Origin of the sequence: Xanthobacter albus, from assembly GCF_043194895.2 — a bacterium.
Lineage (GTDB): Bacteria > Pseudomonadota > Alphaproteobacteria > Rhizobiales > Xanthobacteraceae > Xanthobacter.
In genome coordinates this window covers 2,844,380-2,855,527 of sequence record NZ_CM195532.1, presented here as the reverse complement: position 1 = coordinate 2,855,527, position 11,148 = coordinate 2,844,380, and the positions used below count along the sequence as shown (strand labels likewise).

The following is an 11,148-nucleotide window of genomic DNA, read 5'->3' as shown; positions in this document are numbered from 1 at the left end:
TGTGTCCTTCGGGTCCTCAGGCGGGCTGGTGGGCGGCCTGGATCATGGCATCGGAAAGGGTGGCGTAGGCGCTCGCCCAGGCGTCGCGGACGTCCGGGGTGAAATCGGCGCCGAGGCCCTGCTCCAGGGTCCACAGCAGGGCCGCCCCGACCTTCGCGTAATCCTCGGGAATGACCCCGTAGTCGACGTGCTTCACCGCCAGCGCCTTCACCGCCGGCAGGATGGCGTCGAGGTTCGCGAGGCCGTTGACCACCACCGCGAGGGTGGCCATCAGCTTCCGGCCCTGCTCGGTCATGTCGCCCTTGAAGAGGGGCTTCACCTCCGGCGCGGTCTCGAACAGGCGGCCGTAGAACAGGCCCGCCGCCGCATCCTTGATGGGCGCCACCTTCGCGAAGGAGGCGCGCACCAGCTCTATCTGCTCCGTATTCATCGCTATGCTCCGCTCATGTCAGCCCACCGCCCCGGCCCGGGGCGCGGACTGGCGCGCCATGCGCGCCGCCCTCTTGTTCTGGATGGCCTGGAGCTGCTCCGGCGCCGGGTCCGCGCCGCCCTCATAGGCTTCGAGGAAGTCGAGCAGCTCCTCGCGATAGGCGTAGTAATCGGGGTGGGACAGCAGGGCCTTGCGGCTACGGGGGCGCGGCAGGTCCACCGCCATGATGTTGCCGATCCGCGCGTTCGGCCCGTTCGACATCATCACCACCCGGTCGGCCAGCAGGATGGCCTCGTCCACATCGTGGGTGACGCAGATGGCGGTGACCTTGGTGCGCGCCCACACCTCCATCAGCACTTCCTGCAGCTCCCAGCGGGTGAGGCTGTCCAGCATGCCGAAGGGCTCGTCCAGCAGCAGCAGCTTGGGCGAGAGGGCGAAGGCGCGGGCGATGCCCACCCGCTGCCGCATGCCGTTCGAAAGGTCGGCGGCGAGCCGGTGCATGGCGTCGCCGAGGCCGACGCGCTGGAGATAGTATTCCACGATGTCGCGCCGCTCGGCCGCGCTGGCCTCGGGGTAGACCTTGTCCACGCCCAGGGCCACGTTCTCCCGCGCCGTGAGCCACGGCATGAGGGAGGGCGCCTGGAACACCACCGCCCGGTCCGGCCCCGCGCCGGAGATCTCGCGCCCGTCCAGCACGATACCGCCGGACGAGATGGCATTGAGCCCCGCCGCCATGGACAGGACGGTGGACTTGCCGCAGCCGGAATGGCCGATGATGGAGATGAACTCGCCCTTGTTGATCTTCAGGTCGAAGCCGTCCACCACGGTCAGCGGCCCCTTGGGCGTGGGATAGACCTTGCGCACCTCGGAGAACTCGACATAGCGCCGCTCGATGGGCGAATGAGCGCGCTTGGCATAGGCCGCCGGCAGCTTTTCCGCCTGCGGCTTCTGGGTGATGGGCACCACCTTGGGCAGGGTGATCTCGCGGTGCGCGTCCACGCCGCGCCGGGCGCCGAGGTCGAGCAGATATTCCGTCACCTCCGCGCGGATGCGGATGAAGGCCGGGTCCGAATTCATGGCGCCGCGCTCGCGCGGCCGGGGCAGGTCCACCGTGAAGGAACGGCCCAGGCTCGCCTCGGGGCCGGGGGTGAGCGGCAGGATGCGATCCGCCAGCAGGATGGCTTCGTCCACGTCGTTGGTGACGAGGACGATGGTCTTCTTCTCCCGCTCGCAGATGGCCGCGAACTCGTCCTGCAGCTTGGCGCGGGTGAGCGCGTCCAGCGCCGAGAGCGGCTCGTCGAGCAGCAGCACATCCGGCCGCATGGCGAGCGCCCGCGCCACCGACACCCGCTGGCGCATGCCGCCGGAAAGCTCCGCCGGCTTGCGCTCCTTCGCGTGGGACAGGCCCACCATGTCGATGTAGGCGGAGACGATCTCGCGCCGCTCGGCCTTCGTCAGGGCCTTGTGCACCGCCTCCACGGCGAGCGCGACATTGGCCTCCACCGAGAGCCAGGGCATGAGCGCGTAGTTCTGGAACACCACGCCGCGCTCCGGCGCGGGCCCGGTGACGGGCGCGCCCTTGAAGCGCACCTCGCCCGCATCCGGCGCGGCAAGGCCGCTCAGCAGGGAGATGAGGGTGGACTTGCCGGAGCCGGAGAAGCCGACGATGGCGATGAACTCGCCCTCGTGCACCTGAAGGTCGATGCCCGCCAGCACCGGGTTGCAGGCGTCGCCCGTCCCGAAGCCCTTGGCGACGCCGCGGGCCTCCAGGATGGGCGCGCCGGAGCGCGGGGAGAGCGCGTTCATGTCCCCTCCCTCAGCGGTTCGTGGTGAAGGTGAAGGCGGACTGGAGCGCAAACATCAGCCGGTCGAGCGCGAAGCCGATGATGCCGATGGTGAACACCGCCACCATGATGCGCGCCAGGGAGGAGGACGACCCGTTCTGGAACTCGTCCCACACGAACTTTCCGAGGCCGGGGTTCTGGGCCAGCATCTCGGCCGCGATCAGCACCATCCAGCCCACGCCCAGGGAGAGCCGCAGCCCCGTGAAGATGAGCGGCAGGGCCGAGGGCAGCACCAGCTTGCGGATGGTGGTGAAGGTGGAGAGCTGCAGCACCTTGCCGACGTTCACCAGGTCCTTGTCGATGGAAGCGACGCCGAGCGCGGTGTTGATGATGGTGGGCCACAGTGAGCACAGCGTCACCGTCACCGCCGAGATCACCATGGATTTCGGCAGCCAGTCGGCGGGGTTCAGGTACACCGCCGAGACCACCATGGTGACGATGGGCAGCCACGCCAGCGGCGACACCGGCTTGAAGATCTGGATCAGCGGATTGATGGCGCCGTTGAAGGTCTTCGAAAGGCCGGAGGCAATGCCCACGGGCACCGCGATGAGCGTGCCGATGAGAAAGCCCAGCCCCACCGTGAACAGGGAGGTGAAGATCTGGTCCACATAGGTGGGCTTGCCGGTATAGGCGCGCACCTTCACCTGGTCGGCCTTGCCCTGGGCCACCAGGGCGGCGTTGCGGGCCTCCTGGCGGGCATAGAAATCCGCGGCCTTCTGGCGCTCGGCGGCGTGGTCGGCGAACAGCACGCCGGCCTGCTCCACCACCGCCATGGGGCCGGGGATGGCGCCGAGCGAGGTCTGCACCCTGGGCGCCAGGACCGCCCAGATGGCGAGGAACACCAGGATGCCCGCGAGCGGCACCAGCAGCACCCGCTTCAGCTCGCCGAGTTGCTCGGAGACGTTGTCTCCGGCGGCGATCTTCAGGAGCGGGACCACGAAGCCGAGGCCCAGCACATTGAGCCAGGAGGCGGCGCGGTTGATGGCCTGGAAGGCCTTCTCCCGGCGCGCGGCCCTTGAGGCCTCGCCATCGAGGGTTCGGGAAATATCGGACATGGGAAGGGTCCTCGCCTTGAACGCGCTCAGCCGCCGGTGACCTGGTTGCCCTCGACCTTCTGGCTGCCCTTCAGGCCGATGGGGAGGGCGTCGATGTAGGCATTGGGGGTCTTGCCGTCGTAGGTGACGCCGTCGATGAAGTCGGAGGTGGCGGGCTTGTAGCCGTCGGTGCCGAAGGGGAACTCGTCCTTCTTTGCCTTGCCTTCCTCGATGAGGAGCGCGGCCGCCTTCATGTAGATGTCGGGCTTGTAGACGTCCTTTGCGGTCTGGGCATACCAGGCGTCGGACTTCTGCTCGGGGATCTGGCCCCAGCGGCGCATCTGGGTGAGATACCAGACCGCATCGGAATAAAAGGGATAGGTCGCGTTGTAACGGAAGAAGACGTTGAAATCCGGCGCCGGGCGCTTGTCGCCCTTCTCGTATTCGAAGGTTCCGGTCATGGAGTTGGCGATGACCTTGGCATCCGCGCCCACGTATTCGGCCTTCGCAAGGATCTTCACCGCCTCGGCGCGATTGGCGTCGTTGTTCTCATCCAGCCACCGCGCGGCGCGGATCAGCGCCTTGGTGAGGGCGAGGGTGGTGTTCGGGTATTTCTGCGTGAATTCCTTGGTGAGGCCGAACACCTTCTCCGGATTGTTCTTCCAGATCTCGTAATCGGTCACCACCGGCACGCCGATGCCCTTGAACACCGCCGCCTGGTTCCAGGGCTCGCCCACGCAATAGCCGACGATAGTGCCTGCCTCCAGCGTCGCCGGCATCTGCGGCGGCGGGGTCACGGAGAGGAGCGCGTCGGCCTTGATCTGGCCCGAGACATCGGTCGGCGAGTAATAGCCGGGGTTGATGCCGCCGGCGGCGAGCCAGTAGCGCAACTCGTAATTGTGGGTGGAAACCGGGAACACCATGCCCAGGTTGAAGGGCTTGCCCTCGGCCTTGTAGCGCTCCACCACCGGCTTCAGCGCATCGGCCTTGACGGGATGCTGCGGCTTGCCGTCCGGCCCCGTGGGGATCTTCGGCTTCATCTCCGCCCACACCGCGTTGGAGACGGTGATGGCGTTGCCGTTCAGATCCATGGAGAAGGGCGTGACGATGTCGGCCTTCGTGCCGAAGCCGATGGTGGCGGCGAGCGGCTGGCCGGCCAGCATGTGGGCGCCGTCGAGTTCGCCGGTGATGACGCGGTCGAGCAGCACCTTCCAGTTCGCCTGCGGCTCCAGGGTCACGTAGAGCCCCTCGTCCTCGAAGAAGCCCTTCTCCTTGGCGATGGCCAGCGGCGCCATGTCGGTGAGCTTGATGAAGCCCAGCTTCAGCTCGTCCTTCTCCACCGGCAGTGGGCCGGCGAAGGCGGGCGCGCAAAGCCCCACCGCAAGCGCCAGCGAGGAGAGAAGGAAGAAGCGCTTCGTCACGGCATCGGTCATGTGTGCCAATCTCGAAGTTCGGGGACAGTGCCCGGTGGAGACGGAGGCCCGCGCTTGCGGGGGCGAAAAGCAAAAAAGCCGCGAAACCGTCTCCAGGCCCCGGAAGGGACAGGAACGGCTTGGCGGCTTTGCCAGGGCACCCGTCGTTGGGTGCCGAATATTGGGATGAGCTACAGAACCATGCTTATTCTAAGTCCGCAACAACCATTCTGTTGCGGCGCGCCATTTGCTTCACATTTGGCGCCATTGCCCTAAAATTGAACAGGCCACGCTCAGTCTTCGGTCATGTCAGGCACCCGCGCGGCCATCTGCGCGCGGATGTAGTCGTCGATATGGTCGGGGTCGAAGATGTGCCCGTCGAAGAAGCCGTCCGGCCCCAGCACGAGGCTGGAATTGGCGGCCCCCACGGGGGTCGGCGCCAGAAGGGCGCCCTCCACCTTGAGATTCGCGCCGGGCAGCGGCGCGCCGAGCCCGCGCAGCGCCCGCCGGTAGAGATCGGGGCGGTAGGAATCGCGCGCGATCAAGGCGTTGTGAGGAGAATGGCTGCACAGCCCCCAGCGCACCATCTGGCTGTAGAACCACAGCGCGTGGCTCTGCCAGGGGAAGGTGGCGGCCTTGGCGGCCGTGAGGAAGAAGTCGTCCACCTGCACGATGCGGCCGGGCGCCACCTCCATCGCCCCGCTGAGGCCCGTGAGCAGCAGCGCGGGGTCCACGTCCAGGAAGCGCGGCGCGGCGAGGATGCGGGCGAGCTCGACATGGTTGCCCCTGTCCGCGCACCACAAAGCGGCGCGGTAGAGCGCGCGCAGGAAGGCATCCAGCGCCGCGGGGTTCTCATCCGCCCACGGGCGCGAGACGCCGAGCACCTTTTCCGGGCTGGACCGCCAGATCCTGGCCTTCACGGTGGCGAGATGCCCCGCGCCCCAGCGCACCGCAGCCGTGTTCCAGGGCTCGCCGGCGCAGAAGCCGTCGATCTCGCCCCGCGCCAGGGCCGCCGGCATCTGCGGCGGCGGCAGCACCACGATTTCCACGTCCCGGTCCGGATCGATGCCGCAGGCGGCGAGCCAGAACCGGAGCTCGAAATTGTGCCCGGAGAAGGAATAGACCACGCCGAACCGGAGCGCCGGCAGCCCCCGCCCGCGCCGCGCGGCCACCACCCGGCGCAGGGCGCGGCCGGCGATGCCCGCATCGAGCGTCTCGTCCGCCCCGGCCTCCTCCATCTCCCGCGCCACCGCGTTGGAAACCGTCACCGCATTGCCGCCGAGGCCCATGGCGATGGGGGCGATAAGGGAGGGCGAGAGCGGGAACAGGCCGAGGTTGGCGGCGATGGGCATGGGCGCGAGGATGTGCGCGGCATCGAGCGCCCCCACCGCGAGCCGGTCGCGGATGCTGCTCCAGGAGGGCTCGCGGGTGAGCGTCACCACGAGGCCCTCCTCGCGGATGAAGCCCTTAGCCACCGCGCTCACCACGATGGCGCTGTCGAGCAGGGGCACGAAGCCCACCCGGATGTCGGCATCCTCGGACATGGCTAGCCCTCCAGCAGTCCAGCCGCCATGACGAGGCTCTGGGCGATGTCGGCGATCTTGCGGTTCTGGTTCATGGCGGTGGTGCGCAGCAGCTTGTAGGCCGCCTCTTCCGAAAGCCCGCGCGATTTCATAAGGATGGCCTTGGCGCGGTCCAGCGTCTTGCGATTCTCCAGCTCGGTGCGCGCCTCCTCCAGCTCCCGCGCCATGCGCGAGAAGGCGTTGAAGCGGCTGATGGCCATGTCGAGGATGGGCTTCACCCGCTCCTGCTTCAGCCCGTCCACCACATAAGCGGAGACGCCCGCCTCCACCGCCGCCTCGATGGCGGCCCTGTCGGAGCGATCCACGAACATGGCGATGGGCCGGCGCACCGAGCGCGAGAGCAGGAACATGCTTTCCAGCATGTCCCGGTTGGGGTTTTCGAGGTCGATGACGATCACATCCGGCGCCACGCGCTCGATGGTGCGCGCCACGCCCTGGATCTCCCGCACCACGCTGACGCGGCTGTGCCCGGCCGCGCGCAGGCCCTCCTCGATGATCTGCGCGCGAATGGCATTTTCATCGATGACGAGAATGGAAAGATCGGCGTCGCGCATCACGCATTCATGCCCGCGCTTCGCACGCGGTACCACGCCGGCACGCCCCCTGCACCCTCATCAATACACGTCCCGGACATAACGCCTCGCCGCGCCCATGCGCGCAACATAGTCCCGCGCCGCCTCCGCGCCCAGCCCGCCGTGGGCGGCGATGATGTCCACGAGCGCCCCCTCCACGTCCTTCGCCATGCGCGCGGCGTCGCCGCAGACATAGACATGGGCCCCCTCCTCCAGCCACCGCCACAGCTCGGCGCCGGCCGCGCGCATGCGATGCTGCACATAGATCTTCTCCGGCTGGTCACGGGAGAAGGCGGTGTCGAGACGGGTCAGGTGGCCGCCCTTCAGCCACCCCTCCAGCTCCTCCCGGTAGTAGAAATCGCCGGCGGCGCGCTGCTCGCCGAAGAACAGCCAGTTGCGTCCCCGCGCGCCGGTGAGCGCGCGCTGCTGAAGGAAGGCGCGGAAGGGGGCGATGCCGGTTCCGGGGCCGATCATGACGATGGGCGTCTCCCCCGCCTCGGGCACCCGGAAATGGGCGGAGCGCTGGATGAACACCTCCGCCTCCTCCGCCCGGTCGGCCAGGAACGCGGAGGCCACCCCCGCGCGTCGCCGCCCGTCGCAGGCATAGCGGACGGTGGAAACGGTGAGGTCCACCTCACCCGGCGCGGCCAGCGGGCTCGATGCGATGGAATAGAGCCGTGGCCTGAGGCGCTTGAGCACGGCTGCGAGCTCCCCCGCCGCCACCGCCCGCGGCGCGCGGCGCAGGATATCCGCGAGCTGCCGCCCCCACAGCCAGCGCTCCAGCTCCGCCCGCTCCCCGGCGAGCCGTCCGGCAAGCTCGTCGTCTCCCGCGAGGCCGGCCCACCAGCGCAGCACGTCCCCATGGGGCCGGGCGATCTCGCAGTGGCGCTCCAGCGCCTCGCGAAGCGGCATCTCGCCCAGGGCGCCGAGGCTCACGGGGGCATCGGGGGAAAGGGAGAGCAGCGCCATGATCTCGGCCGCGAGGGCGGGATCGTTGCGCGGCAAGACGCCCAGCGCGTCACCGGCCTCGTAGGCGAGGGTGCCGATGGCGAGGCCGATCTGGCGCACCTCCTTGCCGCTGCCCGGCGCGTTGAGCAGGCGGTTGCGGATGATCCGCGCCGGCCGCGCCTGACGCGGACCCTGGACCGGCGACGGCTTCGGCACGGGCGAGACCTCGGCGGGCGAGACCTCGGCGGAGGGGCCGGCGCGGAGCATGCGCGCCGCGCTGCGCCGCCATTCGGCCACCGCGTCCTCCCCGTCCGGCTCGCAATCGGCGCGCTCCAGAAGGCGCTGGCCGCCCAGCTCCGCGAGGCGCGCGTCGAGCTTGCGGCCGAAGCCGCAGAACTGCGCATAGGTGCTGTCGCCGAAGGCCAGCACGCCGAAGCGCAGATCCTGAAGCGGGGGTGCTTCCGGCCCGCTGAGCCGCGCCCAGAAGGCGCCGCCGTTGTCGGGCGGGTCGCCGTCGCCGAAGGTGCTCGCCACGAACAAGGCGGCGCCGGCGCGCGGCAGGTCCTCCGGCCCCAGCTCATCCATGGCAGCGAGCCGCACGCCGAGCCCGGCCTCGCGCAGCGCCCCGGCGAGGGCGCCCGCCTCCGCCTCCGCCCGGCCGGTCTGCGAGGCGAAGGCGACGATGACGGGCGCATCCGCCGCCGCGCCCGCGGGCATGCGGGAGAACAGGCCGGCGAAGAGGCCGTTCACCACCAGCCGCGTGGCATCGCCCACCGGCGCCGAGGGCGGAAGCACCGGCACCTCGCGCCCTTCCGCCACCGGCTGTGCCATCAACCCGCTGAGCAGCCCCTTCAGGTAGAGCTGTTCCTCGGGCGTGAGCGTCAGGTCCAGGCTCGGCGCCACGCCCAGCATCTCGGCGCAGGCCGCGATGGCGGAAGACGGCGCGGCGGCTGGCGCCGGCACGCGCGGGGCATCAGGTGCATGGGGTGCGCGCGCCATCGCGATGGCCTCCCGTTCCGGCGCGGGGCCCACCCGTGAAAGGGCCACCGCGGCGATCTTCAGTTCCGGCTGGTGGGACAGGGGATCGACGGCATCGCTCGTCACCGCGTTGATGGCGAGGCCGTCGCCGAACACGTCGTTCCAATGGAAGGGCGCGAAGCAGGCATCCTCCGCCACCCGGTCACTGAGCCGCGCCGGCAGCACCGCCCGCCCGCGCCGCGAGCGCACCTCGACCCGATCCCCCTCCTTGATGCCGAGCCGCTTCGCCCGCTCGGGGTGCAGCTCCAGGAACGGCCCCGGATTGAGCTTGTTGAGGGCCGGCACCTTCCCGGTCTTGGTGAGGGTGTGCCACTGGTGCTGCACGCGGCCGGTGTTGAGCACCAGCGGAAAGTCCGCGTCCGGCCTCTCGGCCGGGGGCGCGTGGGGCGAAGGCGCGAATCGCGCCCGCCCGTCCGGGGTCGCGAAGCGCAGCGCCGGCGTGGTGCCGTCGGCCGCCACGCGCAGGGGCATGTGGCGGCCGTCGTTCAGGTAGCGGATGGGGTTGCGCGCCGTCCCCTCGGGCGCGAGCGGCCATTGCAGCGGCCCGGCGCGCAGGCGGGCATGGCTCGCGCCCCGCAGGTCATAGCCGGTGGCGCGATTGGAGAAGCCCGCGATCTCCGCGAACACCTCGGCCGCATCGGCATAGGTGAAAGCCTCGTCGTGGCCCATGGCGCGGGCCACGTCGGCGATGAGCCGCCAGTCCGCCCGCGCCGCGCCGGGGGGCGCCACCGCGCCGGCGGCGAGCGTGAGGGTGCGTTCCGAATTGACGAGCACGCCGTCCGCCTCCGCCCACAGCGCGCCGGGCAGCAGCACATCCGCATAGAGCGCGGTTTCCGTGTCGAGGAAGGCATCCTGCACGATGACCAGCTCGGCGGTCTTCAGCGCGTCGATCACCACCTGGCGGTTCGCCACCGAGGCCACCGGATTGGTGCAGATGATCCAGCACGCCTTGATGCGCCCCGCCTTCATCTCCTCGAACATGGCGAGGGTGCCGGTGGCCGCCTCGGGGCGGATGGTGCCGGCGGGAAGGCCCCAGCGGGCTTCGGTGAAGGCGCGGTCGGCGCCGCTCGCCACGCTGCGTTGGCCGGGCAGACCCGGCCCCATGTAGCCCATCTCCCGCCCGCCCATGGCATTGGGCTGGCCGGTGAGGGAGAAGGGCCCGGCGCCGGGCCGGCAGATCTGCCCGGTGGCGAGGTGCAAATTGCAGATGGCGGTGGTGTTGGCGGTGCCGTGGCTGCTCTGGTTGAGGCCCATGGTCCAGCAGGTGGTGAAGGCCTTCGCCGCGCCGATCATCCGGGCGGCCGCGCGCAGGTCCTCCTCCGCGATGCCGGTGAGCGCGGCCACGGCCTGCGGCGCGTAATCCGGAAGCTGAGCCTCCACCTCCGCCCAGCCGGAGGTGTGGCGGGCGATGAAATCCCGATCGAGGCCGCCTTCCGCCGCCAGCAGGTGCAGCAGCCCGTTGAGGAAGGCGAGATCGGTGCCGGGCCGGACCCGCAGGAAGAGGTCCGCCTTCTCCGCGGTGGCGGTGCGGCGCGGGTCCACCACGATGAGGCGCGCGCCCGCCTTCACCCGGTCCATCATCCGCAGGAACAGGATGGGGTGGCAATCGGCCATGTTGGCGCCGATGACGAGGAACAGGTCGGCGGCGTCGAGATCGTCATAGGAGCCGGGCGGCGCGTCGGAGCCGAGGGAAAGCTTGTAGCCGCTGCCGGCGCTCGCCATGCACAGGCGCGAGTTCGATTCGATGTGGCGCGTGCGGATGAAGCCCTTGGCCAGCTTGTTGGCGAGATACTGCGCCTCGATGGACATCTGGCCCGAGATGTAGAAGGCGAAGGCATCCGGCCCCTCGCGGTGGATGATGTCCCGGAGCCGGCCGGCGGTGTGGGCGATGGCCTCGTCCAGCGGCAGGGGAAGCTGCTCCGCCCCCCGCGCGGCCCGCACGAAGGCGCCGCTGAGGCGGCCCTTGCCGAGCGGCTCGGCGCAGGTGGAGCCCTTGGTGCACAGGCGCCCGGCATTGACCGGATGCGCCTTGTCGCCGCTCACCTTCACCACCTTGCCGTCGCGCACGTCGAGCACGATGCCGCAGCCGACCCCGCAATAGGGGCACACGCTCCTCACCTGCTCCGCCGCCTGTCTCGCGCCGCTCATGCCTGCCCCAAAACGAAAAAAGCCGCCACCGACGCTCCCGGATTGCGGAAGCGCAGGTGGCGGCTTTGCCACTGGGGATCGTGTCCCCCTGCTACCGGTCCCCAACGCGAGGCCCGGCGGCGATGTCTCTGATGACATC

General features: G+C 69.9%; 7 protein-coding genes. All 7 read right to left on the bottom strand.

Features of this window, described 5'->3' with window-relative positions:
* Window positions 1-16: 16 nt before the first annotated feature.
* Window positions 17-430: a globin family protein gene (locus V5F75_RS12780; protein WP_394034614.1), complete on the bottom strand. Its 414-nt coding sequence runs from the start codon at window positions 428-430 to the stop codon at window positions 17-19.
* 18 nt (window positions 431-448) lie between these two features.
* Window positions 449-2,236, bottom strand: coding sequence for an ABC transporter ATP-binding protein (locus V5F75_RS12775; RefSeq protein WP_394034615.1), 1,788 nt, complete (start codon window positions 2,234-2,236; stop codon window positions 449-451).
* A 10-nt stretch (window positions 2,237-2,246) separates the two neighbouring features.
* Window positions 2,247-3,329, bottom strand: a complete 1,083-nt coding sequence (locus tag V5F75_RS12770) for an ABC transporter permease (protein ID WP_394034616.1) — start codon at window positions 3,327-3,329, stop codon at window positions 2,247-2,249.
* Between the two features lie 26 nt (window positions 3,330-3,355).
* Entirely contained in the window at window positions 3,356-4,741 is a 1,386-nt protein-coding gene (locus tag V5F75_RS12765) for a CmpA/NrtA family ABC transporter substrate-binding protein (RefSeq protein WP_394034617.1), read from the bottom strand.
* Between the two features lie 272 nt (window positions 4,742-5,013).
* On the bottom strand, window positions 5,014-6,264 hold the full coding sequence (locus V5F75_RS12760; protein ID WP_394034618.1) for a CmpA/NrtA family ABC transporter substrate-binding protein: 1,251 nt from the start codon (window positions 6,262-6,264) through the stop codon (window positions 5,014-5,016).
* A 2-nt stretch (window positions 6,265-6,266) separates the two neighbouring features.
* The gene (locus V5F75_RS12755; protein ID WP_394034619.1) at window positions 6,267-6,857 is read right to left on the bottom strand and encodes an ANTAR domain-containing response regulator; all 591 of its coding nucleotides are present in this window, start codon (window positions 6,855-6,857) and stop codon (window positions 6,267-6,269) included.
* Between the two features lie 60 nt (window positions 6,858-6,917).
* Window positions 6,918-11,009, bottom strand: coding sequence for a bifunctional nitrate reductase/sulfite reductase flavoprotein subunit alpha (locus V5F75_RS12750; protein ID WP_394034620.1), 4,092 nt, complete (start codon window positions 11,007-11,009; stop codon window positions 6,918-6,920).
* Window positions 11,010-11,148: the final 139 nt, after the last annotated feature.